At 45.0% G+C, this 23,941-nt stretch carries 22 protein-coding genes; 13 read left to right on the top strand and 9 right to left on the bottom strand.

Annotated elements, in window-relative coordinates; translation table 11 throughout:
- Positions 1-716: 716 nt before the first annotated feature.
- Together yajD and fic are read left to right on the top strand one after the other, a co-directional pair.
- Positions 717-1,061 (top strand): HNH nuclease YajD, encoded by a 345-nt coding sequence (gene yajD / locus M2387_RS19965; RefSeq protein ID WP_259051987.1) that lies wholly within the window; start codon positions 717-719, stop codon positions 1,059-1,061.
- Positions 1,062-1,227: 166 nt separating this feature from the next.
- Positions 1,228-2,304: a protein adenylyltransferase Fic gene (gene fic, locus M2387_RS19960; protein ID WP_259051986.1), complete on the top strand. Its 1,077-nt coding sequence runs from the start codon at positions 1,228-1,230 to the stop codon at positions 2,302-2,304.
- A 21-nt stretch (positions 2,305-2,325) separates the two neighbouring features.
- On the opposite strand, the gene M2387_RS19955 is transcribed toward fic, so the two are convergent.
- Positions 2,326-3,330, bottom strand: coding sequence for a ParB/Srx family N-terminal domain-containing protein (locus M2387_RS19955; protein WP_259051984.1), 1,005 nt, complete (start codon positions 3,328-3,330; stop codon positions 2,326-2,328).
- Between the two features lie 263 nt (positions 3,331-3,593).
- Here M2387_RS19955 and mmuP point away from each other — a divergent pair, with 263 nt between their 5' ends.
- From mmuP to fes, 3 genes are read left to right on the top strand one after another with little or no spacing between them, the layout of a single operon-like run.
- Positions 3,594-4,955, top strand: a complete 1,362-nt coding sequence (gene mmuP, locus M2387_RS19950; RefSeq protein ID WP_259052003.1) for an S-methylmethionine permease — start codon at positions 3,594-3,596, stop codon at positions 4,953-4,955.
- Positions 4,942-5,880 (top strand): homocysteine S-methyltransferase, encoded by a 939-nt coding sequence (gene mmuM / locus M2387_RS19945; protein WP_259051983.1) that lies wholly within the window; start codon positions 4,942-4,944, stop codon positions 5,878-5,880. Before mmuP ends, mmuM begins: the two co-directional genes overlap by 14 nt.
- A 16-nt stretch (positions 5,881-5,896) precedes the next feature.
- Entirely contained in the window at positions 5,897-7,087 is a 1,191-nt protein-coding gene (fes, locus tag M2387_RS19940; protein WP_259051982.1) for an enterochelin esterase, read from the top strand.
- A 1-nt stretch (position 7,088) separates the two neighbouring features.
- Here the strand turns inward: fes and M2387_RS19935 are convergent, their stop codons facing one another.
- From M2387_RS19935 to M2387_RS19910, 6 genes are all read right to left on the bottom strand, one after another.
- Positions 7,089-7,895: an ATP-binding cassette domain-containing protein gene (locus M2387_RS19935; protein WP_259051981.1), complete on the bottom strand. Its 807-nt coding sequence runs from the start codon at positions 7,893-7,895 to the stop codon at positions 7,089-7,091.
- Positions 7,885-8,883 (bottom strand): iron-enterobactin ABC transporter permease, encoded by a 999-nt coding sequence (gene fepG, locus M2387_RS19930; RefSeq protein ID WP_259051979.1) that lies wholly within the window; start codon positions 8,881-8,883, stop codon positions 7,885-7,887. Before fepG ends, M2387_RS19935 begins: the two co-directional genes overlap by 11 nt.
- Positions 8,877-9,884 carry a Fe(3+)-siderophore ABC transporter permease gene (gene fepD / locus M2387_RS19925; RefSeq protein WP_259051978.1) on the bottom strand — a complete coding sequence of 336 codons (1,008 nt, stop codon included), beginning with the start codon at positions 9,882-9,884 and terminating at the stop codon, positions 8,877-8,879. The genes fepG and fepD overlap by 7 nt, the downstream gene beginning before the upstream one ends.
- A 48-nt stretch (positions 9,885-9,932) precedes the next feature.
- Complete coding sequence (locus tag M2387_RS19920; protein ID WP_259051975.1) at positions 9,933-10,544, bottom strand: tetratricopeptide repeat protein; 612 nt, start codon at positions 10,542-10,544, stop codon at positions 9,933-9,935.
- Positions 10,545-10,575: 31 nt separating this feature from the next.
- Positions 10,576-11,535, bottom strand: a complete 960-nt coding sequence (gene fepB / locus M2387_RS19915) for a Fe2+-enterobactin ABC transporter substrate-binding protein (RefSeq protein ID WP_409040086.1) — start codon at positions 11,533-11,535, stop codon at positions 10,576-10,578.
- Positions 11,536-11,657: 122 nt separating this feature from the next.
- A complete protein-coding gene (locus M2387_RS19910; RefSeq protein ID WP_259052000.1) occupies positions 11,658-13,892 on the bottom strand; it encodes a TonB-dependent siderophore receptor in 2,235 nt (744 codons plus the stop codon).
- 439 nt (positions 13,893-14,331) lie between these two features.
- Here M2387_RS19910 and M2387_RS19905 point away from each other — a divergent pair, with 439 nt between their 5' ends.
- Positions 14,332-15,441, top strand: a complete 1,110-nt coding sequence (locus M2387_RS19905; protein WP_259051999.1) for a dienelactone hydrolase family protein — start codon at positions 14,332-14,334, stop codon at positions 15,439-15,441.
- 19 nt (positions 15,442-15,460) lie between these two features.
- On the opposite strand, the gene M2387_RS19900 is transcribed toward M2387_RS19905, so the two are convergent.
- Both M2387_RS19900 and M2387_RS19895 read right to left on the bottom strand, forming a co-directional pair.
- Positions 15,461-15,925, bottom strand: a complete 465-nt coding sequence (locus M2387_RS19900; RefSeq protein WP_259051972.1) for a nucleoside deaminase — start codon at positions 15,923-15,925, stop codon at positions 15,461-15,463.
- Positions 15,925-16,611: an ankyrin repeat domain-containing protein gene (locus M2387_RS19895; RefSeq protein WP_259051971.1), complete on the bottom strand. Its 687-nt coding sequence runs from the start codon at positions 16,609-16,611 to the stop codon at positions 15,925-15,927. Before M2387_RS19895 ends, M2387_RS19900 begins: the two co-directional genes overlap by 1 nt.
- Before the next feature lie 763 nt (positions 16,612-17,374).
- Here M2387_RS19895 and M2387_RS19890 point away from each other — a divergent pair.
- The 7 genes from M2387_RS19890 (at position 17,375) to M2387_RS19860 (ending at position 23,936) form a co-directional block, all read left to right on the top strand.
- Positions 17,375-17,911, top strand: a complete 537-nt coding sequence (locus tag M2387_RS19890) for a fimbrial protein (RefSeq protein WP_259051970.1) — start codon at positions 17,375-17,377, stop codon at positions 17,909-17,911.
- 71 nt (positions 17,912-17,982) lie between these two features.
- Complete coding sequence (locus M2387_RS19885; protein WP_259051969.1) at positions 17,983-18,669, top strand: fimbrial biogenesis chaperone; 687 nt, start codon at positions 17,983-17,985, stop codon at positions 18,667-18,669.
- Between the two features lie 25 nt (positions 18,670-18,694).
- Positions 18,695-21,166, top strand: coding sequence for a fimbria/pilus outer membrane usher protein (locus M2387_RS19880; RefSeq protein ID WP_259051966.1), 2,472 nt, complete (start codon positions 18,695-18,697; stop codon positions 21,164-21,166).
- Positions 21,167-21,178: 12 nt separating this feature from the next.
- Positions 21,179-21,706: a fimbrial protein gene (locus tag M2387_RS19875; protein ID WP_259051965.1), complete on the top strand. Its 528-nt coding sequence runs from the start codon at positions 21,179-21,181 to the stop codon at positions 21,704-21,706.
- On the top strand, positions 21,699-22,220 hold the full coding sequence (locus tag M2387_RS19870; RefSeq protein ID WP_259051964.1) for a fimbrial protein: 522 nt from the start codon (positions 21,699-21,701) through the stop codon (positions 22,218-22,220). The genes M2387_RS19875 and M2387_RS19870 overlap by 8 nt, the downstream gene beginning before the upstream one ends.
- Positions 22,213-22,851, top strand: coding sequence for a fimbrial biogenesis chaperone (locus M2387_RS19865; RefSeq protein ID WP_259051963.1), 639 nt, complete (start codon positions 22,213-22,215; stop codon positions 22,849-22,851). The genes M2387_RS19870 and M2387_RS19865 overlap by 8 nt, the downstream gene beginning before the upstream one ends.
- Positions 22,852-22,868: 17 nt before the next feature.
- Entirely contained in the window at positions 22,869-23,936 is a 1,068-nt protein-coding gene (locus tag M2387_RS19860) for a fimbrial protein (protein ID WP_259051962.1), read from the top strand.
- Positions 23,937-23,941: the final 5 nt, after the last annotated feature.

Raw genomic sequence — 23,941 nt, 5'->3', positions numbered from 1 at the left:
ATTTTTTGTGAACCCGAAGGTTCTGCACCCGAAGGTGCTTTAGATATCAATCTTGCGAGTGCCCACACAGATTGTCTGATAAATTGTTAAAGAGCGTTGAGTTGCTTGCCTTAGCTTGCTAACTCGAGGAGGCGTATATTACGCTTTCCTCTTTAAGAGTCAATCCTTTATTTCAGAATCTTTTCTCTTATCGTTTCCGGTAACTTGTGAAGTTGTTCACATGTTCCCGTTCGATGGAGGCGCATTATAGGGAGTTCTCCCGGTACTGCAACACTTAAATATCATAAAAATGACTGACTGCTGCATTCCACAGCAAAAGCCCGGTTTATACGCAATTACGCACAGAGTTATCCACAAATGAATAATAACATGGCCAATTTAATGGTCGATGTTCTTATATAAAGGAGGCCTTTAGAGATAACAAAAGGAATTTCGTCAGGGTTTTTCGCAAAAACAAATGCTCCCTTTCCTCTTTTCCTTATGAGTATCCAGAAAATCAGCCCTCCATGAAGGTCTTATCCTTAGTCTCTTCCATTTCTCTTCTATATATAGAAGAGATGCCTGTACCCAGAATGGTTCGTCTCTCTTCACAAGCGCTCCATGGGCAACCTGAAGTATGACGCCGATAAAGCAATGCTTTCCAGCCAGCATTGGAGTAGAGGATAAATTCCCCTATGATAGGTGCATATCCCCCAGCATTATTAAGGTCTGCCCTGATGGCTATCATCCCTAAGAACTATGCCCGTTTAGAAACCGGTTATCGCGAGAAAGCACTGAAAATCTATCCGTGGGTTTGCGGTCGCTGTTCCCGTGAATTTGTTTACTCCAACCTGCGCGAGTTAACCGTGCATCATATCGATCACGACCATACCAATAACCCACCGGATGGCAGTAACTGGGAACTATTGTGCCTGTACTGCCACGACCATGAGCACTCAAAGTATACCGAAGCCGATCAGTACGGGACTTCGGTGGTTGCAGGCGAAGATGCGCAGAAAGATGTAGGGGAAGCGACCTACAATCCGTTTGCAGATCTTAAGGCCATGCTGAATAAAAAATAGAATCTGCTTTCTATATAAAAGAGATGCCAGCCAGAACATGTTGATGCTATCGACACATTCGAGTGATGTGTCGATAAAAACGGCTTTTATAAACATAACCAAGTGACATGTACACTGTATCGACATATTATGGCTATATGTCGATAAAAACGGCTTTTATAAACATATGAAGTGGAACCCAGAGATTCCTTACAACGAATTACCCATACTGCCGCCTGAACTTGAGCGCGTTGAAACGCGCAGCGTACTCAAAGCGTGCATCAATGCACGTGCAGCAATCGCCGAGTTAAAAACTGCTGGTGAATTAATTCCCGATCAAAGTCTACTGATAAACCTTCTTCCCATACTGGAAGCAAAAGATTCTTCACGTATTGAGAATATCGTGACCACCAGCGATCAGCTCTTTCAGTATGCTGACCGTGCTGATGGCGCAAACCCAGCAACAAAAGAAGCATTACGCTATCGCACTGCGCTTTATGATAGCTATTCCCACCTTGAGAACTACCCACTCTGCACAAACGCAGCGATAACTATCTGTACCCAATTACGTGCAGTGCAAACCGATATCAGGAAAACGCCGGGTACCGTATTACGTGACCAGAATAAAAACGTAATCTATACGCCGCCAGTAGGTGAAGATGTCATTCGTAACTTACTCGCGAACTGGGAACGATTTATACACAGTGATGATGATCTGGATCCACTGGTAAAAATGGCTATTGCACACTATCAGTTTGAATGCATCCACCCGTTCCCGGATGGCAACGGAAGAACAGGGCGTATCCTTAATATTTTGTACTTGATTCAGACTGGACTCCTTTCGCTGCCAATCCTCTATTTGTCTCGTTTTATCCTCGAGAGACGTGATGATTACTACAGGCTCCTGCTCAATGTGACAGAAAAGGAAGACTGGGAGTCGTGGATCCTATTTATGCTAGAGGCCGTGGAGAATTCATCGCGGTGGACAACGCATAAAATCTCGGTTGTCAGAGAATTGATGGCAGAAACGACAGAGTATGTACGTAAGCAATTACCGAAAATCTACACTTATGAACTCGTCCAAGTCCTGTTTACACAACCCTATTGCCGAATTGATAACCTCGTTGAACGCGATATCGCCAAACGACAAACAGCATCGATATACCTCAAACAGTTAGTGAATATCGGCGTACTGGAGGAAATGGAGGTCGGTCGTGAAAAGCTGTATATCAACACCCGATTACTGAGAGAATTAAGTCAGTAACCGGGGTTTTAGCTGGCAAATTTAATGGCTGACCTGATATTCCAATGCCTTAGCCAGTTTAGAATCGGGTTTCGCCAGTTTAGCTAAGCGTTTTTCATCAATATGCTTCAGCTGACCTAACGCTGCTGCGGTTTTACCCGAATTCCCTATCAACTCCGCCGCAGGAACTGTAGTCATCACGACTGCTGCTGCTTTCAGCGCTTTGATATAGTCATCCTGATTATTCAGATCGTAGCGTTTTAAATCCATTTTACTGCGTAGCAACTGCCCCCAGTAAAACTCGAGGAAAGGAACCGCTGAATAGTGCTCACCCGTTGCCGGGTTAATGTTTTTTTCTGGCTTATCGTAGGCAATGCCCCGTAAGTAATAAAGCATTGAACGCCAGGGATCGTTCTGGAAGTGACTCATTCCCAAACTTTCAGGTAACTGCGAGAAGCTAACAGGTTGCCCTTGGGCATCAACGGGAAGGAAGTGTTTCAGTTTGGCCATCTTTTGTTCAAACTGAACTTGCGTCAGCACCGTCCCCTTACTGTCATGACTTAAGTTCTGCTCGACCAGAACGCTCAAAGTCACGTCACCGCCCCCCTTGGGCACATCCCAGAAGCTATTAAATCCATGATGCCCGTCCGTCAGATACAGCTTACCCGCAGGCCCAATATCAACGGTATTCATCTCTTTCTTATCTGTACCGGCAGCGAGCTTACAGGTATATGAGGAAGGATCGACGGGCGTCGATGACGCATTTATCTCACTCAGCTTTCCGGCACCCTGAGTTTTACATAACGCCTTAAACAGCGCCGTTTTATCCTGAGCGTATTCCGCCAGAGTACCTGCAACCTGAAGCTTGCCCACCGCCATTTGCGTCGGAAGTAACTCACTGAGTTTCACCTGGAGAATATCACCAGGTTTCGCCTCTATATAAGAAAGAGAAGGTGCCGCATGCAGAGCCTGTGAGAAAAACATCACCCCGGAAAGTAGCAGCAGACCAGAATATTTTGTATATAAGCCCATTTTATTCAAATACATACTTCATCCTTCTTATCGACATTGACTCATTCTGTCATATTAATGGTTGATTCATTTGCTTTAAAAAGCTCCGGATTTGACCGCTCTTATCGCGCTGAAATTAAGAATCGATTAAACCCTGCTCAAATGCTGAGTTAAAGCGAGTCACAGCTAGATTTTCATACTCAACCAAGATATAAATAGATGACATTTAGAAGTATAGACGTCTATTTGATCAAGGAATTAGTCCATTGCAGCAAGAAAGCGAAGAACTTAAACGCACGATGAAACCACGCCATTTGATCATGCTGTCACTGGGCGGTGTGATTGGTACCGGGCTATTTTTCAATACTGGCTATATTATTTCGACTACCGGTGCACCCGGAACTTTACTCGCCTATGCCATTGGTGCTTTGGTGGTATGGCTCGTGATGCAATGTCTGGCTGAACTCTCTGTTGCCATGCCGGAAACCGGTGCATTTCACGTCTACGCCAGCCGCTATCTCGGGCCAGCCACTGGCTATACTGTCGCCTGGCTCTACTGGTTAACCTGGACAGTAGCCTTAGGTTCAAGTTTTACCGCCGCCGGGTTCTGTATGCAGTACTGGTTTCCCCAAGTCCCTGTCTGGGTTTGGTGCCTGATATTCTGCATGGTTATTTTCTCACTCAACGTCGTCTCTACGCGCTTTTTTGCTGAAGGTGAGTTCTGGTTCTCGATTATTAAAGTCATCACCATTATTGCCTTTATTATTCTTGGTTCCATGGCGATATTTGGCGTGATTCCACTACAAGATGGCTCCCCTGCCCCGGGTCTTACACATATCACCTCGACAGGCTGGTTACCGCATGGCGGCTTACCGATCCTTATGACGTTAGTCGCGGTTAACTTCGCCTTTTCAGGTACTGAACTGATTGGTATTGCCGCCGGTGAGACCAAAGAGCCAGAAAAAGCGATTCCGCTAGCGATAAGAGCGACCATTGCGCGACTGATTATCTTTTTTATCGGTACCGTATTTGTGCTCGCCGCCTTAATACCGATGGATCAGGCGGGTGTTGAGAAAAGTCCCTTTGTGCTGGTGTTTGAAAAAGTAGGGATCCCTTATGCGGCGGATATTTTTAATTTCGTTATTCTGACCGCGATTCTGTCCGCCGCCAACTCAGGCCTTTATGCATCAGGCCGGATGCTCTGGTCCCTCTCTAAAGAGAAGACGATACCGAGCTATTTCTCACGCGTGAATAAACGCGGCGTTCCTTTAGCGGCACTGTCAGTGAGTATGCTGGGTGGCCTGTTAGCACTGTGTTCAAGCATTATTGCCCCCGATACGGTGTTTGTCGCCTTGTCTGCAATTTCTGGTTTTGCCGTAGTCGTGGTGTGGCTGAGTATCTGCGCCTCGCATTTTATGTTCCGCCGCCGTCATCTACAGTCCGGCCAGTCCCTTGATTCGCTGAAGCATCGTGCCCCCTGGTACCCCTGGGTACCGATTCTTGGTTTTGTTCTCTGCCTTATCGCCTGCGTGGGCCTGGCCTTCGATTCCAGCCAGCGCATAGCGTTATACTGCGGTTTGCCGTTTGTCGCTCTCTGCTATGGCGCTTTCTATCTGACTAAAATATTGAAACAGCAGGAGCCTGAACATGTCGCTGAATAATCCCCTGATTCCTTTACTGGCCAGACACAACTTTATTACTCTCGATGGTGCTATGGCGACAGAGCTGGAAGCCAGAGGTTGCCAGCTCGCCGATAGTCTTTGGTCTGCGAAAGTGCTGATAGAAAACCCGCAACTGATCCGTGATGTGCACCTTGACTATTTTCGTGCCGGAGCAGAGGTAACTATTACCGCAAGCTACCAGGCTACTCCGGCAGGGTTCGCTGCACGAGGGTTGGATAACCAGCAATCTTGTGCGTTGATTGAGAAAAGCGTCGCTCTGGCCATCGAGGCTAGAACCCAGTATCAGCAAGAAAATGCTGCTGCCGGAGAGCTATTGATTGCGGGCTCCGTAGGCCCCTATGGCGCCTATTTAGCGGATGGGTCTGAATATCGTGGGGACTATATCCGCAGTCAGGAAGAATTTATCGCCTTCCATCGCCCTCGTATCGCGGCGCTTCTGGCTGCGCGAGCCGACCTGCTGGCCTGTGAGACGCTGCCGTCATTTGCGGAAATTCGTGCCTTAATTACTGTACTGGCAGAGTATCCGCAAGCCACTGCATGGCTGGCATTGACTCTAAAGGACAGCCAGCATCTGAGTGATGGCACGCCGTTAAGTGAGGTGATAGCCGTCATAGACCAATCACCACAAGTCGTTGCTGTGGGTATTAATTGTATCGCTCTTGAAAAAACCACTGCCGCTTTAACGTATCTCCACACGCTAACCACTCTGCCGCTGGTGGTTTATCCCAACTCAGGGGAGCAGTATGATGCCCGGTCCAAAACATGGCATCAGCATCATGATATTTGCGGCAGTCTTGCCAGTTATTTACCCGAATGGTTAGCCGCAGGTGCTAAGCTCATCGGTGGCTGCTGCCGAACCTCGCCAAAAGATATCGTCGAGCTGGTCGCGCTACGCAAATCCTGAAAATGAGGTAATCGCAGTGACAATATCCCGGACGGGCAGTGAAGCATGGTGGGCCAGTAAGCAAGGCCCTGCGTTACGTAAAGAAGGTGAAGCCTGGCGGGTCACATTCTGGTGGCGAGATCGTTATGGCACTGAACAAACCTCACCTTTACGTCATGTCTGGCTTTGTATTACTGGTATTACGGACCATCATCATCATCGCCAACCACTCAGCCTGTCACGAATACCTGACAGCGATATCTGGTCCGCAGAGATCCTGCTCCCAGCCCAATGGCGGGGAAGTTACTGCTTTATTCCTTCTCAGCAGAACGATGATTTTGCCGCCTCGGTATTTGAGGATCCTCAGTCAGTGCGTGCCGAGTGGCAGCGATTACTGCCGCAGGCCCAGTCCGATCCGCTGAATCCCCTGAGCTGGATGGGCGGACGGGGTCATTACGTTTCAGGACTGGAAATGCCGGACGCACCAGAGCAACCCGGCTGGAATAATCCTGATGCAGACTATACGCCACCAAAAGAGCTGATCTGGCAGAGTACCCGATTACAGAATCAGCGCCGTGTCTGGGTTTTCACTACCGGAGAAGCCGATATCACCGACAGACCGCTGGCTATCCTGCTCGATGGACAGTTCTGGGCCGAATCAATGCCGGTCTGGCCTGCGCTTAGCTCGCTGACCGGGAAAGGTGAGTTACCTGCCGCAGTTTATCTGTTAATTGATGTTATTGACGGCGAACATCGCAGTCGCGAATTGCCCTGTAACCCTGAGTTCTGGCAGGCAGTACAGGAAGAACTGTTACCCTTAGTCGCAGCGATAGCGCCTTTTAGTTCAGCGCCAGAACGCACTATTGTCGCAGGGCAGAGTTTTGGTGGCCTGGCTTCGCTCTATGCCGGATTATACTGGCCAGCCCGTTTTGGCGGGATACTGGCTCAGTCAGGATCCTTCTGGTGGCCGGATCGTAAAGAACAACAAATCGGCTGGCTGAGACAACAGCTTGACCAGGGATCCGTCCGGGCTGACGGCCTGCGGATTATCTTACAAGCCGGAAAATATGAACCGTTAATTTTTCGCGCCAATGACGCCATCAGACACCAACTAACGCAGGCAACGGAATTAAACTGGTGTCCGTTTGAGGGCGGGCATGATGCATTCTGCTGGCGAGGTGGATTAACCTCAGGACTCATCGCATTATGGCGCCCTCTGACGAAATAAATTAAGACGAACCAGACTGCCTGCCGAGTGGCACGACCAAAGGGGTCCCTGCCACCGGATCGTCAATAATAAGACTCTTGATACCATAGATCCGCTCGATCAACTCCGCATCAACGATCTTGCCCGGCGCACCTTCAGCAATCACCTGCCCGTCACGCATCGCGATTAAATGACTGGCGTAGCGGCAGGCCTGATTCAAGTCATGCAGTACCGCGGCAATGGTATAGCCCTGATGCTGGTTCAGATTCTGCAACAGTTCCATTAAATCTATCTGATGGCTGATATCAAGCCAGGTTGTCGGTTCATCCAGCAGCATAATTGCCGTTTGTTGAGCGAGGATCATCGCAATCCAGGCCCGCTGCCGCTGACCACCGGATAAGGTATCTACCGGCTGGCTGGCAAACTGACTGACTCCGGTCGCTTTCATTGCCTGCTGCACCGCGTCTTCATCCTGCTGCCGCCAGCGGCTGAATAACGGCTGATGGGGATAACGACCTCGGGCAATCAGTTCCTGCACGGTAATATCGCCGGGTGTCGTCGCGTTCTGGGCCAGAATACCCACCCGCCGGGCTATCTCTTTACTCCCCAACTGGGAAATGGCTTCACCGTCTAATACCACCTGCCCCTGCTGGGGTTTCATTAACCGGCTGAGCGCTCTTAACAGAGTCGATTTCCCACAGCCATTAGGGCCAATAATCGCGGTAAAATGTCCGTCAGGAATGGCCACGGTCAACTCCCTGACAATGACTTTTTGGCCATAGCCTAATGTCAGGTTGTCGCCGGATAAACGCGCGCGATCAGGATGCATTTTTACGTGATTCCTTAATAAGTAAACCAATCAGATACAGTCCACCGATACTCACAGTAAGCACGCCGACCGGAAGCTGGTAAGGTAAAAATAGATGCTGACCACAGAGATCGGCTACCAGTAAAATAAATGCCCCACACAGGGCTGCCTGAGTAAGACCCCAGCGCGAGGTACGGCTTAACCGCTGGGCAATATGGGGAGCGACCAGAGCAATAAATGAAATCGGGCCAGCAATCGCCGTTGAGGCCGCAGTTAAAATCACCGCTATCAGCATCAGCCCCAGTCGGGATCGTTCAACCGTAACCCCTAATGCACAGGCGCTGTCATCGCCCATTTCCAGCATACGCATACGTCTGACCATCAGCCCTGCTGCAATCAGCATCAGTAAAATAAGCGGTGTCGCAGGCAGGGTTTTTGCCCAGGTCATACCATTAAGGGAACCTGCGTTCCACAAGCCAGCTGAAAAAGCCGTTTCCAGAGAGGCCTGTAATAAGAGCCAGGTATTCAATGAAACCAGCATGGCCCGTACACCGATCCCAATGATAATTAACCGGAAAGTATCGATGCCGTTACGCCATGCCAGTAGCCAGACCACAAATGCGGTGAGGATCCCTCCCGCCATCGCAGCCAGCACCACGGCGGTCGCATGCTGATTAAAGAACACCATGGCAACCAGCACACCACTCCATGCTCCGGTATTGAAACCCATCACATCCGGGCTACCAAGCGGGTTGCGCATTAATGACTGAAATAGCGCCCCGCTGACACCCAGTGCAGCACCCACCACCAACGCCATGGTGATTCTCGGCAGCCGCCATTCTGTCACCACCAGACCCACAGCCCGAGGGGCATCGCCCATAAAAGCTTGTATCACCTGGCCTGGCGTCAGGACCACACTACCACTGCATAAACCCCATAAGGCCAGCAGCAAGCAGGCAATCAGCAGTAAGCTGCAACACAGACGTAAGCGCAATGAAGGCATTAACATGCAGCCCCCTTATTACGCTGACGCACCAGCCAGATTAACGCCGGAGCCCCGATAAATGCGCTGACAATAGAAACCCGCAGCTCGCCAGGTACCAGCAGACGGCCAACAATATCGGCGAATAACAACAGGACCGGCGTGACCAGTAACGCAACGGGTAAGCTAAAGCGATGATCTGCTCCAACTAACCAGCGGGCAATATGGGGAACCATCAGACCAATAAAGGCAATCGGCCCGACCATGGCTGTCGTTCCGCCACATAGCACGGTAATAACCACTAACCCCAGTAACTGAGTGCGAACCACACCGCTGCCAAGAGCACTGGCGGTATCAATTCCCAGACTCAGGCTGTTAAGAGAGCGACTTAACATCAGCGCCACCACCAGTGCCATGGCCATCGGTAAGGCAACAATTTTCAACGTACTGAGCGTGCGAATATCAAGCGAACCGGCCTGCCAGAAACGCAAAGTATCGTAGACATCCGGGTTGAGCAAAGCAATGCCGCTTGATAGCCCCTCCAGCACCGCTGCCAGCGCAACGCCAGCCAGAGTCAGTCGTACCGGGCTTAGCTGTCCTCCCCCCTGACTACCGGTAAAAGTGACTAACAAGGCAGCAATCAAAGAGCCACAAAGCGCCATCCAGAGCTGATCGCCAGGCGAAGATAATCCCAGGAACGCTGCCCCAAGAACAATGGCAAAACTGGCCCCGGCATTCACACCCAGCAGGCCAGGGTCAGCAAGCGGGTTGCGTGTCAACGTCTGCATCAATGCCCCGGCAATTCCCAGTCCGAAACCGGCCAGCAGACCCGCCAGCGTACGGGGTAATCGGGCATCAAGAATAATGGTGCAGTCGGCGCTGCTGCACTGACCTGAGAGCGCTTCAAGCATCACAGAAGCAGGCAAGGATTTAGCACCTACCAGCAAACTCAAAGCGACAGCAAGGCACAGCAGAAAGAGTAGCCCCAGCATCACCCAAAGGCGTGCTGAGGAAGAGGTGGTTGGCATAGTGCAGCCTATTATTTTATAAAAATATTAACGTAATGCGTCACACCGTTATGACGACATTTTATTATTTAACTGATTGAATTTTTTGCAACTCGGAGCAAAACCTTTCATGCACGATTCCTTGTACCATTTTCTCGCCTGCTTTAGGTTCAACATGGCACCATGACCGGTTTCATACATCTGTGCGGCAAAAAATTTCATGACACTGTCATTGGTCGACACCGCAAGATCGGCATATTTTTTCGCCAGAGCAGGATCGATCTCTACACCATCCCCCGAGCCATACATACTGGCTAAAGCGACGAATCCATCGGATAACCCCTGCTGACCCGCTTTTTCATACCATTCAACCGCTTTCTGATCATCCTTTGGACCGCCAGCACCATCATGATACATATTCGCCAGCGCATATTTGGGTAATGGCCCTCCATCAGGAGCCGCCTCGCCAAACCATTCACGAGCCTCAGCTAAATTCCGCTCCATACAGAGACCATTAGAATACATTTCTCCGAGGGTTACCTGAGCATGAATATCCCCTTGAGTAGCAGCATTCTTTAGTTCGGAGAGATCGGGACAACTGGCGACAGCTTCTCCCTTCGTAGTACATCCTTGCAGGATCAGGATAGAAAAAATGAGCGTAAATAAAGCAAATACTTGCATCAAACCCTCTGAGTTATTGTTAGTCATAACCTTAACCAAATAACGCTTGTAGTCGTTGCAAGACAAGCATGGCACTGTAGTAATCCAGACGAAAACTTTCTGTACCCAGCGCCCAGACCCGCTTATTTTCCACAGACGGCAGATGCGCCAGCAAGGGATTAGCATAAATGGCATCAACATCACTCTGATTGCCAGCAAACAGCATCAGCCCCTGGCCATTAAGACCTGACGCCAGTACTTCTCCACCTAGCTGCACAATATCGTGACGCTTTCCCTGGCTGGTTGAAACACGCAGCCCTTCAGGTATTGGTGCCAGCGTAAAACCAACCTGTTCCAGTAATTGTCCCTGGGCTGATTCCGTAGTCCATAGATTAGCGCTGTGAGAACCTGCGCTATAGACCAGGGCATTAATGGGTTGTGGCGGTAAAGTAATCTGCTTTCTAAGGGTAGTTAACTGCTTATCAAATTCGGCAATTCGCTGTTCGGCTATCGCTTCCCGTCCTGTTATCTGTCCCAGTTCTTTCAGCAGAGACTGCCAGCTTTTATCATCATAGTTAATGATTAAGGTCGGAGCGATGGCTGACAGTTGTTCATAGAGTGCCATGGCTGAATCGCCGCCTGTAGCACTGATCAAAATCAAGTCAGGAAGTTGGGCTGCCACCGCTTCAGCATTAGGCTCACCAATATAGAGCCGGGTTAAATCGCGCTCAACGGCAATTTTTCCCCACTGACGCATAAAACCATTGCCGTCAGCAATACGATTATTCGGCATGGTTGCCCCACTGGCCACCACGGGTGCATCAAGGGCGAGCAGAGAACCGGTCAGTGTCACGCTGGTAGAGACAATACGTTCAGGCGGGCTATCCAGAGTATGAACCCCTCGCGAATCGGTAATTTGTCGGGGCCAATCTGCAGCATAAACAACAGACTGTGTGATAAAAAAGGTCCCGACTAACAACAGGGCTCGGCAAAAGAAAGAGGGGCATCTCACGGATATATATCCTTCTGGCTGATGATTCTTAGAAAGGTATAAAGACGAAAGAGAGACTCTCATCAGAAGAGCCCCTCTTTCATCAGGTAACAGGGTTTTGTTACCTGTTTTAAAGTACAGAATTAGAAGCGGGTATTAACGCTCATATACCAGGTTCGTCCTGACTCATTATAGGTATTTGCGCCCGCGCCGTAGATATAACTAACGCCGTTACACTCACCGCTTCCTGGTGTAAATGAACAGGTGGTCTGGGAATTACCTTCACGCCAGTGACGCTTATCGAAAATATTACTGACTCCACCGGTCAGGCTGATATTTTTCATCGCATCCCAGGTCGCGCTAAAGCCAACCAGGCTATAAGGACTGACTTCTTTAGTTTCGCTACCTGTCGCCAGCTTGCCTTTATAGTTGTATTTCTTCGGTTCCTGCTTACCGTACCAGGTTAAGGTAGTATTTAAAGACAGATCGTCCCTGGCCTGCCAGCTCAGCGTTGAGTTCAGCGTATACTTTGGAATGATAGACAGCTTATCACCCGTCTTTTTGTTTTTGGTCTGCAACATCCAGGTCAGGTTATTATTCCAGGTCACATTGTCAGAGACAGGAACATTAAATGACCCTTCCAGACCTTCCACTAACGCACGAGAAATATTCTCCCACTGATAGATATCTGTCAGAGTTGAACCGGAAGATGTCTGGGCAATAGGTGCATAACCGGCTTCAATTTTATTGTGGTAATCGTTGCGGAACCACGTGACACCGGCCAGCCAGCCTTCATGTTTATACTCAAGACCAATTTCCTTGTTAACGCTGGTCTCTGCTTTAAGGTCATCGTTACCCATCATGTAACAACCCACACCATCGCCACTGGCGTAACAGCCCTGACCTTTACTATAAAGAATATAGTTCGGGTTGGTTTGATACAGGCTAGGAGCTTTATAGGCACGGCCAATACCCATTTTCAGGGTGAAATCATCGCCTAAGCCCTGAGACAGGTTCAGTGAAGGGCTCCAGTTGGTGCCAGTAATAGAGTGATGATCAAAACGCAGCGCTGGCGTCAGCATAGTGCTGTCCGTCAGTTCCATATTATCTTCCGCAAATAGCGAGAAGATATTGGCGTTAGAATACGGGCTACGAGAGGTACTGCTATAGCCGGGAATATTTCCCCCCATGAAAGTCTGAGTATTGGAGGCGCTATCTTTCATTTTCTGCTGATCAAACTCAGCACCGAGAGTTAAGGTCTGATTGACCAGTAAATCAATCGGCAGGTTGACCTCGCTGTGTAACAGCATATCTGAGAGATCGATGTCGACAAACTTGTCGTTAGAGAAGATCCCTTCTGTTCCGCCAGCCAGACCCTCATCAATACGTGAGTTACGAGTCCGCTCATAGCGTACCCAGTTACTGGTAGTCACGCCGCTGTCCCAGCCGCCATTCCACGTCAGAGAGTAATTCTGGCGATAGATACGGTTGGTTATTTTGCCATATTTGCTCTCAACCAACGCATTGCTGTTGGTATTCTGCGTATCACCAGCATAGAGGTTAGTTTGGTGGCCATAACCGCTTTCAAAAGTCAGTGAATGCTGAGGTGCAAAGTTCCAGCGCAGCAAGGCGTTGATATTTTTATCTGTTACCCCTTCACGACCTGATGGCAGCGTAGAGGCATAAATCCCTGTACGTACTGACTGGTGGCCTTGGTTAATATCCCAGGCATCAGCTTGCGTTCTGGCCAGGCTGCCGCTGAGACGCATAAAAACATCATCCGACAACGGGCCATTTAAACTAAAAGTGGTACGCCGAGTGGAGCCTTCATCTTTATGCTCTGGCACATTGTAATAAGCGTCCCAGGAACCGTGCCAGGTATTAGTCGGCTGTTTGGTGATGATATTCACTACCCCACCCGCAGCGCCATTACCATAACGCACTGCCGCCGGGCCACGAATGATATCAATTTTTTCAATTAATTCAGGTGCGACCCAGTTAGTATCACCGCGCGTATCTCGCTCACCGCGCCAGCCCAGACGAACGGAGTTACGGCTACTGACAGGCTTGCCATCTACCAGAATTAAGGTATTTTCCGGGCCCATGCCGCGAATATCGATCTGACGACCGTTTCCGCGCTGTCCGCTGGTTGAGTTACCGGTCAGGTTGATCCCCGGTTGAGTACGGATAACTTCCGCAAGATCTCTGGCAGGAGGCGTTTTACGTAGAGTATCGGCAGTAATCGTTGATACGCCAGGAGCCTGTAAATTTTGTTTTTCCGCAGTAACAACAATAGTGTCATCTGCATAGCCTGAAAATGCTATTCCTGACAATGCAGCAGGAATAAGCAGCGCGAGCGGGTTATATTTTTTTTTCATCATAAATTCTGTGATTTTTATAGTTGCCTGCAACACCGCACCAGAGAATTCCCGGGCCACTATCATGGATATTGGATAAAGAATTCTTGACCACTGCCTGCGGTGAATCGTTTACTCCACAGTAAAGAGCCATTAAACGCTATTACAAATGGTAATTATTATCAATATCATTCTTGTAAAGGTTACCATTAGCAATAACTAACATTGATAATGAACAATAAAACAATAAATTGTGAGGAAATAAGGCGGGATATCTGAAGACTGGCGAAAGTGCCTTCGGAAATAACAGCGTTTATTCTGATGGTATTTTTTAGTTATTTTTTGGCTTTGCCCACAGAAATAAATGGCAGTTTATTTAGAATATAAATGAAACGCTATTTCATTTTAAGAGGGTGCGATGTCAATTACTCGATTATCCAGCAAGTTATGCTTTCTGTTTATGCTATCAGGTTCAGCACTGGCTAATACTGATACCTGGCCACAGAGCTTGCAGAACAACTTACCGGCTTTTTATCCTGAGTTAAAAGCCAAAATGACCTACCCTCAATCCTGGTTATCTGGCAACTACAGTGATTTTTCGCAGTGGCAACAGCAAACCCGGGCTCAGGTCAGGGAGGCGCTTTTAGCCCCTGAAGCTACCGTAGCCTTTGCACCTGAGATCCTGGAGACTCAAGACCGTGGCAGCTATCGTGCGGAAAAAATGGCGTTAAACATTACCGATGAAAGCCGGGTTAACGCGCTGATCCTGACCCCAAAATCGCCACCCCCTTATCCCGCAATAGTCCTGCTGCACGATCACGGTTCTAAATTTGATATCGGCAAAGAGAAAATGATTAAACCCTGGGGCAATGAGGCGCAGTTAGCTTCTGCCCAAGCCTGGGCTGATAAGTTCTTTACCGGACAATTTGTCGGGGATGAGCTGGCAAAACGAGGTTATATGGTCATCGCTATTGATGCACCCGGCTTTGGCGAACGCGGCCCGGTAACCTATGAACAGCAACAGGCACTCGCGAGTAATTTTTATAATCTTGGGCGCTCTCTTGCCGGAACTATGGCTTATGAAGATATGCGTACCGTTGATTTTCTCGCCTCGCTACCTGACGTAGACGCAAAACGCATTGGCGCTCTGGGGTTTTCAATGGGGGCATATCGCGCCTGGCAACTTGCCGCCCTGTCTGAAAAAGTAGCGGCAACTGCTGCCATTTCCTGGTTTGGTAACTACGACGGACTGATGACTCCAGGTAATAATATCCTGCGCGGTCAGTCAGCGTTTTATATGCTGCACCCGGGCCTTGCGAGCAAACTGGATATCCCGGATGTCGCGAGCCTTGTCGCCCCCCGACCGCTGCTGATTTTTAACGGCGGAACAGATAAGCTGTTTCCTCCCGCAGCGGTCAGTGATGCCTATGATAAAGTGCATCAAGTGTGGCGCTCACAAAATCAAGAAGATCATCTGCTCACTCAGACCTGGCCTGAACTTGGGCACGTTTTCTATAAAGAACAGCAAGATATCGTCTTTCCGTGGCTCGATAGCTGGCTGATGAAATAGAGGCCTGAATGAAACGATACTACTTCTGCGAAGTATGCCAGAAGCGATACAGTGCAGATTGCTCTTCATCCTGAGGTTTCAGCTGTTTAAATATCAGCCCGGGCTGCTGCTGTGGTGGTACACGAAGGGCTGCTGCAATCGCTTCTGTTGATAAACCAAAAGGTTCAGCGTCCTGGTTTGAATAGGCATAATAGACTTGCGAAATACCCGCCATCCTCATGGCAGCTAAACACATAGGGCATGGCTGGCCGCTGGCATAAACAATGCAGTCTTCCAGCCGTACCCGCCCCAGCACCTTACCAGCCTGGCGTAATGCCATTAACTCCGCATGTGCCGTAGGGTCACTCAGCGCTAACATCTGATTCGTGCCTGTGGCTATGACTTCATCATTAGAGACCACAAGTGCTGCAAAGGGTCGTCCGCCTGCTTCTACGTTTTCTCGTGCCAGGGCGATAGCCTGCTGTAAAAATAGATTATCTGACATTATTTTGCTCCTGCCGACTTCAGTATTTCAATGATATTACGCTGGCCTTTCTGCTTTGCCAGTGCCAGGGGAGAATCACCTCGTCCATCGGCTAAATTAATATCAGCCCCACCCTGAATAAGCTTAGTGACAATCTGCTGATATTTCTCACTTCCATCACCCAGAACAATAGCTTCAATTAACGCGGTCCAGCCTAAGCGGTTAACATGGTCGACCTCAATACCGGCATCAATCAGGGTTTGTACAGTCTCTACATGCCCGCGCTCGGAAGCCGGGATCAGTGCGGTGCCACCATAGCGATTAAGGCTTTTCAAGTCAGCACCATGATTCAGTGTCATGACAAGGATCTCTTGTAAACCGCGCGCCCCCGCATAGAGATAGGGAGAGTCCTCAATGCTGTCCCGGGCATTCACATCGGCCCCTCTATTAATCAATAACCGTGCGACCTCAACCTGATTAGCATTTGTTGCAGCCATTAAGGGAGTACGCATGCGTTTATCACGTTGTTCAATATCTGCTCCCTGATCAAGGGCTTGCTTTACTGCCGGAACATTGCCCTGCTCTGCGGCATAAATTAATGACGGTACATTATTGTCAGCAAGTGAGGTATTAACAAAACCCAATGAGATACTCAGCATTAGAAAATATTTAACAAATGACGTTCTTCTGACGGCGCAGGTTTTCATTACAACTCCTTAACAAAATGTTAAACACAACATGATAACGTAGCCTTCATATTATCCCTGTAAGTGTAAAACAATATATTCCCAATATGATGAACTGTAAAAACATAACTTACACTTTTAAAAAAGAATATAAAACATAAGATATCCCCTTCACCGTGTAGGGCGTGTCTTATTAAAAGACAGTATTTATACTTTGGTCTAAAAATAAAAACACTAATTTATAAAATTAATTCACTTAAATTTACCCCTCTAAAAAAAGCAAATAAACCCCTTCAGAAAACATATGGTAAACCACTGTTTATAATGAATAAATAACCAAATTACCATTACATTATAATGGTTGATTTTGTTGTCTGACATCACTAAAAATAAGTAAAATTTATTAAACCACACAGAGTTTATTGAATTTAACAGTTGTGCTTAAATTTGGTTTCGTTTAAATTACACCTCGTCGAGAAGAGACTAAATAACGATAAAGAGTCAGCGAGCAAATAACCAATAAGATTATTCTTGCCACCCAGTTTATAAGTAAAAACTGAGAACATTTATTGCATAATAAGTAACAAATGACTGATAAGACTATTCCTATTGGCTGGAGCCAGACAACATATAATTAACAGGGAGTGAATGATATGTTGTTTATGATGCTTAATTATTGATTTAGTTAAATTTGAAAGGCTTTTATTTGTCGCATCTTTATATGTAATGATTCTGTTAATTTTAACAGGCCAATTTGTTATCACTAATTCCTAAGGATATAAAAATGAGTATCAATAAAAAGTTCGCCCTTCTGTCTGCTGTAGTAGCAACTATCATTTGTGGTTCAGCAAACGCGGCACCAGTGGCTGGCGGTAAAGTCACATTTAATGGCGAAGTTACTTCAGGTGCTTGCGCTGTATCTAGCTCAGATTCAGACAAAATTGTTAGCCTGGATACTGTAAAAACCTCTACTTTCACAGCAACAGACCAGCTGGCAAATGCTAAAAAACCATTTACCATCAGCCTGCTTGAGTGCAACACCGAAACTCTGGAAACTGTTCAGATTTCATTTAGCGGACAAACTGTTGAAGGTAAACCTGGCGTATTAGCGAATACCGCAGGTGCCGGTTCTGCGCAGAACGTAGGTCTGCAGTTATTCAATCCAGATGGTTCTACCTTGAATGTTGGTGCTTTGAGTACTGAAATCGCATTGACTGAAACCACCAATATTCCTTTATCTGTTGATTACCGCTCAACAGCTGCAGCAGTAACAGCAGGTAAGGTTCAGTCTGTTGCTAACTTCATGCTGGATTATAATTAATTTTTTAATTGCCACATTGTAATTTAAGAAGTGATTGGTCAGTAATGATCAATCACTTTTATGGAGTCTATATGTTCAAAAAAGTGGTTTTAATCGCTTCTTTATTTGTATGCTGCCAGGCTGTATATGCGGGCGGAGTATCATTAGGAGCGACGCGTTTAATTTACCCGACAGATAAAAATCAAGTCACATTAAAATTATACAATACTGATAAAGATGGAAACTACCTGGTTCAATCATGGGTAACGGATGAAAATAACAATAAAGTTTCTGATTTTGTTGTTACCCCACCACTCTTTGTTATTAAGTCAGGCTCAGATAGTTTATTGAATGTGGTCTATACAGGTGATAAAGGCAAGTTACCTAAAGATAAAGAAAAATTATACTATCTTAATACGAAAGTTATTCCTTCATTAACAGAGGAAGAGCAAAAGATTGATAATGCACTCTTAATCTCAACAACGACTAAAATAAAACTTTTCACCAGACCCGTTGCTCTGGGTGATGATTCATTTAATTCATATGAAAAAATTAAATGCAGCTATGAGAATAACAAGTTAAAAATTGATAACCCAACGCCATTTTATATGAACTTATCAGCTTTAAGTATAAATGGGAAAGAGATATCAAAAGCAGAAACTATTGCACCTGAAGCATCTGTTTTTTTGAACACAAATGATAAAAGTAAAAAATTAACATTCAACTTTATCAATGATTACGGCGTTCAAACAAAAGATAAACAATGTAATTTCAATTAATACCGGAAGTCTGTCAATGCGAATAATGAAAAAGATACTAATAATTGGTTTATTCTCACATATAAACAATTCATATTCGCAAGATTACTTCAACCCTTTATTTTTAGGCTCTGACGTTGATTCCATAGAGGATTTATCCTACCTTTCTGCGGGAAATAATGTAACACCAGGAAATTATTTCTTAAGCCTGAACGTAGGCGATAGCTTTATACAAAATACAAATATTATATTTAAAGAAAACAGCCAGAATAAAGTTAGTGCATGTTTTACAAAAGAAATTGTTGATCTTATACCTTTTAACAAAGAAGCTCAGGGTCGATTAAGTGCAGCACCGGATAGTCAAGAATGCATTGATATTGCTGAATACATCAATGATTTTAGCTATGACGTTGATTTATCTAAATTGACGTTAACGCTATCGATACCACAGATCTACCTGAAATCAATTCGTTCAACGCTCGCAAACGAAGCGGATTGGGATGATGGTATAACTGCATTAATGACTAACTATAATATTAATGGTTCTTATGCCAAAAATAATCATCAGGATGCCTACTCATCTACATTTGTAAACTTAAACAATCGATTGAATTTAGGTTCATGGCGTTTTAACTCGAGTTTTTACTATAATCAAAGTAAAGCAGGTGACATATCAAATCATGAATGGAACTCGAGCAGTATTTTTGTCACTAAAAATATTAATTCAATCAAATCGTCACTGACAATAGGACAAAGTGTCTTAGGTTCATCGCTATTTGATTCAAACACCTTTATCGGTGTTTCACTGGCAACAGCAAATGAAATGCTGCCTGAAAGTGATAAAGGTTATAGTCCAACGATTAAAGGAATTGCAGAATCCAGGTCAAAACTAACGATCCGGCAAAATGGTAATATTCTTTATCAAGAATATGTCAACCCTGGCCCTTATAGTATTGATAATCTAAACTCTGTTGGTACCAGCGGTGACTATGAAGTTGAATTAACCTCGGATCAAGGTGTCGTTACAGTATATACAGTACCTTATTCTTCTTTGCCGAATTTGTTGCGCCAGGGAAGCTTTAACTATTCCGTCGCTCTCGGGCAGCTGGATACTTCGCAAGCGAATAAAAGTGAATTTATGCAAGGTTCACTTGGATTTGGGTTACCGCTGGATACTACATTATATACCGGATACCAGATTGCAAATGATTATTTTGCAGCCGGATTAGGTTTAGGTAAAGATATCGGCAATATAGGTGCGTTGTCTTTTGACTCTATTCAAGCAAAAACTAAAATAAATGATAAAAATTATACAGGTAGCTCATACCGGATTTTATATGCTAAATCATTTAGCGATACAGGTACCAACGTTCAATTAACCGGCTATCGTTATTCAACATCAGATTATTATACGTTCAGTGAAGCTAATTATAAAAATAGCAATAAATATGCCACCAATGACTATCTCGTTGATTTGCGGAATGAGCGTAAAAAAAATAGTTTTCAGGTGAACGTATCACAAAACATGGGTGATTACGGGCAATTATATTTATGGGGAAACATCAACTCATACTGGGGAAGTGATACTAAATCACAAAATATACAATTTGGCTGGAACAAAACATTTACTGAATATAATAATATCATGTTATCTGCCAGCTATAATAAAAACACCTACAGACATGAAACTGATGATATATTTTATCTGTCTCTGTCAATGCCGTTATCTAATGGTATGGATAAAAATAAAATGTATTTGACAAGCAGCACTAACCTTAACAAATCTAAATATAATAACGCCACAAGTTTGTATGGAACAGCTTTAGATAATAAATTAAACTATAATATTTATCAAAATATCAATAACAATAGCCAAAATACATCAAACTTAAATTTACGTTATAAAGCGAATGCTGCTGAGATTAATGCCGGAACCGCATTCTCCAGTAACTCAAGAGAACTGGATTATGGGCTGACAGGTTCTTTGCTGGTTCATAAAGATGGCATTGTATTCGCCAGAGAGGCAAATGACACAGCAATATTAGTCGAAGCCAAGGGTGCAGCCGGAGCGCGATTAGATATGGCCGGTGAGAATATCACGATAAATCGTAATGGTTATGCTTTAGTCCCTTACGCTACGGCATATCACTATAATGATGTCGCAATATCACCAGAAACTTTTGGTTCCGGTTATGATATTGATGGGAAAGTATTGAAAATTGCGCCAACACGTGGCGCTATCAGCAAAGTCGTGTTTGATGTACGTAAAGGATATAATTTCTTAGTTTCGCTTAAATATAAAAATAAACCCATTAAATTCGGTACCTTTGTTATCAACAAGAAAGAACAAACAACATCCATTGTCGATGATGACAGTACCGTATATTTAACCGGCGTTCGACCAGGTTCCCGTTATACGGTCAATATAGATAAAGAGACAAGTTGTAACTTTATTATTGACTATAATGAAAAAACTGGAATGAAAAACATTAATCACATTAACTTAACTTGCAAATAATAAAATATACTTATGACTTATTTTCTCAGGTTTTTATTATTATATTTATCTTGCCTTTCAGCCTATGCGATAGATGTTACCGTTAATTTGAACGGCGGAATTTTAGCGCAAAGCTGTAATGTATCCAGCCAGGATTTAACTAAAAATATTAACTTCCCTGATTTTAACCCAGGGGATTTTGCTCAGGCAGGAGCAACCAGTGCCGAACAACCAGTTTCAATATCGTTAAATAAATGCACCGGTAATGTCGCTAATCTTTCGTATCAGTTTTCAGGAGAGGGCGATACCACTGATCCCACATTATTAAAAGTGACAGGTAAAGGTGGAGTATCTGAAGATGTTCTGGCTACCGGACTGGCAATAGAAATACTGGATAAAAACAAAAAAAAGGTAGCGTTAAATGCTATACAACCACTAAATGAAATTATTTCCAGCGCAACCTATAATCTGAATTTTTACTTAAGATATAAATCAACGAGTAATGACGTTGGTTCTGGAGATGCATCTTCAATCGTTTATCTGGATATTTTTTATGAATAAGTTTTTACTATTTTCGCTTAGTTTACTTCTGATATTACCAGGAGCAGGTTTTAGCGAAAGAGTCACTATTAATATCAATGCCAGCGTTCTCGAACGAAGTTGTACCATTGTTAATGAATCACTGAATTTGACGATTGATTTACAAGGTGGTGATTTAAGACAAAGCCGCCCTGGTATTCCGTTTGCCGGAACACCATTTTCAATAAAACTGACAGACTGTCCTGATAATATTTCATCAGCGAATATCACGTTCACTGGTGAGAGTGATATCGCAATGGGTAATTTACTTAAAAATCTTAATGAAACTGAAAATGCTGCTCAAGGTGTAGCATTAGGATTATATGATTCTGAAAGTAAAAACATTGACATCAGAAACAACAAAGAAATATTAAATATTGACCATGACCTGGCAACGCAAATATTTTATTTTTTCGCTTACTACGTTAAAACAAATGATACCCCTGTAGCTGGAAAGGTCATGAGTATTGTAGATTTCGAGTTAGCTTATGATTAATAAAATTATCATACTCCTTTTGGCTCTTTATACCAGCGATGGTATTTGTGGTGTTTCCGTTCTTGGCACCCGATTTTTAATTAATGATAATATGCAACATCTTAATATCAAGTTGGTCAATGATTATGAGAGTGACTATCTGATAAAAAGTAATGTGGATGATAAAGACTTTATCATCTCTCCGCCACTATTCTTACTCCCAAAGAATAGCAGCAATATCATTACTGTTATTCCAAAAAATAAAAAGCGATACTCTGAAGATAAAATAATTAATCTAACAATTACGGCCATACCAAAGTCAGCATCAAATAATGATACTAACGCAATTTCACTGGCTGTCCGAAATCATTTTAAAATGATTTACCGCCATGCTGAGTTAAAACACAGCGATTTTGATCAACTCAGTATCATTCAAGAAGATAATAAGTGCATTATTAATAATGATTCGAATTTTGTTTTTACAATCTCGTTGTCTAAAAAACCTGAAGACCCGAATATAAAATTGATAAACATAGCGCCGCATGAAAAAAAATCAGTAGAAAATGCCCATCTCAGCCCAAACTGTGAAGGCTGGGTTAATTTTCACAATGAAGATAATGACATCATCAAAACAATAAAAGTAACAAAATAAGCAGAAAGGAATTTAATATGTTTTCTATTAAAAAAAGATTGGCTCTTTTAGCCATAACATTACTTCAGGTCAATCAGGTATTCGCCTATCCTGAAAAGACCGAATATATCAATAGCGGAGGTCAGTCGAGAACCGTTTCCGGTCCCGCAGACCAGTTAGCCTTTGGTTCAATAATATTTAATACTGGCTCAGCTGTTCACAATATATGTAACGACAGAACGGTCAATTATACGCTTCGCAGTATCGTGTATGAACCGGTTGCCACATGGACTGGCCGTATTTTTCAGTCAACCTCAGCGCATACTCCTATCCCTTTATTTGAGTCTGGTGTTCCTGGATTTTCTTTAACGCCTATGGGGGGAAATACTGACCTTGGCTATCCAGCTAACTTCAGCCCATTAGCAACAGCAATCACGACAGTCTGGACGGGAACACAAGGAACTGCCACCCGCCAGGTCAGATTCACGGCAGGAGTCTATTTATATAAAGATGAAAATCGCCTTACAGGCAGCACTATTATTCCCGGGCAAACGATGTACCGCTATCTTTGTAAAGATGGCGAGGGTACGACTCAGGAAGCTTATAATTTTGTTTTTCGCCCAATAACGATTAATGGCGCGGTAACCGGCTGTGCCCCAGTCAATAACGCAGTGGTTATTGAAATGGATAAAATAGCAATGAATACTATTGAAAATACGGATAATTCCACACTGATCGGTACCCGGCAATCAACACTGACGCTACAGTGCGATCCCAATATCAATGTGTCAGTTTCTATTGTCGACTTATCCGATCAAAAAAACAGATCTGAAACGGCGACATTAACAGCAGATTCAACAGCCAGCGGAGTTGGATTTGCCGTAACAGGCCCGGCGGGAAGACGCTTAGTTTTTGGCCCGGACGGATCCGCTGTTGGTGTACCAGAACAGCAAAAATATTTTATCCAGAATTCAGGTAATGCCTCGGCTTCGCGCAATAACCCCGTCAGCACCCAGTTTGGTTTTAGCTATGTGCGTAAACCAGAGGAAGAGCTGAAAGCAGGCAGTGCCAAAGCGGTAATTGGCTTTACCTATTCATATCAGTAAAGATA

This window comes from Klebsiella sp. BIGb0407, assembly GCF_024807845.1.
Taxonomy (GTDB): Bacteria; Pseudomonadota; Gammaproteobacteria; order Enterobacterales; family Enterobacteriaceae; genus JGM124.
This window is presented reverse-complemented; position numbering and strand designations above follow the sequence as displayed.

Excerpts from the sequence above, each read along its gene's own strand:
- yajD (WP_259051987.1), top strand. The coding sequence starts at position 717 with ATGGCTATCATCCCTAAGAACTATGCCCGTTTAGAAACCGGTTATCGC.
- fic (WP_259051986.1), top strand. The coding sequence starts at position 1,228 with ATGAAGTGGAACCCAGAGATTCCTTACAACGAATTACCCATACTGCCG.
- M2387_RS19955 (WP_259051984.1), bottom strand. The coding sequence starts at position 3,330 with ATGTATTTGAATAAAATGGGCTTATATACAAAATATTCTGGTCTGCTG.
- mmuP (WP_259052003.1), top strand. The coding sequence starts at position 3,594 with ATGAAACCACGCCATTTGATCATGCTGTCACTGGGCGGTGTGATTGGT.
- mmuM (WP_259051983.1), top strand. The coding sequence starts at position 4,942 with ATGTCGCTGAATAATCCCCTGATTCCTTTACTGGCCAGACACAACTTT.
- M2387_RS19935 (WP_259051981.1), bottom strand. The coding sequence starts at position 7,895 with ATGCATCCTGATCGCGCGCGTTTATCCGGCGACAACCTGACATTAGGC.
- fepG (WP_259051979.1), bottom strand. The coding sequence starts at position 8,883 with ATGTTAATGCCTTCATTGCGCTTACGTCTGTGTTGCAGCTTACTGCTG.
- fepD (WP_259051978.1), bottom strand. The coding sequence starts at position 9,884 with ATGCCAACCACCTCTTCCTCAGCACGCCTTTGGGTGATGCTGGGGCTA.
- M2387_RS19920 (WP_259051975.1), bottom strand. The coding sequence starts at position 10,544 with ATGCAAGTATTTGCTTTATTTACGCTCATTTTTTCTATCCTGATCCTG.
- M2387_RS19910 (WP_259052000.1), bottom strand. The coding sequence starts at position 13,892 with ATGAAAAAAAAATATAACCCGCTCGCGCTGCTTATTCCTGCTGCATTG.
- M2387_RS19905 (WP_259051999.1), top strand. The coding sequence starts at position 14,332 with ATGCTATCAGGTTCAGCACTGGCTAATACTGATACCTGGCCACAGAGC.
- M2387_RS19900 (WP_259051972.1), bottom strand. The coding sequence starts at position 15,925 with ATGTCAGATAATCTATTTTTACAGCAGGCTATCGCCCTGGCACGAGAA.
- M2387_RS19895 (WP_259051971.1), bottom strand. The coding sequence starts at position 16,611 with ATGAAAACCTGCGCCGTCAGAAGAACGTCATTTGTTAAATATTTTCTA.
- M2387_RS19890 (WP_259051970.1), top strand. The coding sequence starts at position 17,375 with ATGAGTATCAATAAAAAGTTCGCCCTTCTGTCTGCTGTAGTAGCAACT.
- M2387_RS19885 (WP_259051969.1), top strand. The coding sequence starts at position 17,983 with ATGTTCAAAAAAGTGGTTTTAATCGCTTCTTTATTTGTATGCTGCCAG.
- M2387_RS19880 (WP_259051966.1), top strand. The coding sequence starts at position 18,695 with ATGAAAAAGATACTAATAATTGGTTTATTCTCACATATAAACAATTCA.
- M2387_RS19875 (WP_259051965.1), top strand. The coding sequence starts at position 21,179 with ATGACTTATTTTCTCAGGTTTTTATTATTATATTTATCTTGCCTTTCA.
- M2387_RS19870 (WP_259051964.1), top strand. The coding sequence starts at position 21,699 with ATGAATAAGTTTTTACTATTTTCGCTTAGTTTACTTCTGATATTACCA.
- M2387_RS19865 (WP_259051963.1), top strand. The coding sequence starts at position 22,213 with ATGATTAATAAAATTATCATACTCCTTTTGGCTCTTTATACCAGCGAT.
- M2387_RS19860 (WP_259051962.1), top strand. The coding sequence starts at position 22,869 with ATGTTTTCTATTAAAAAAAGATTGGCTCTTTTAGCCATAACATTACTT.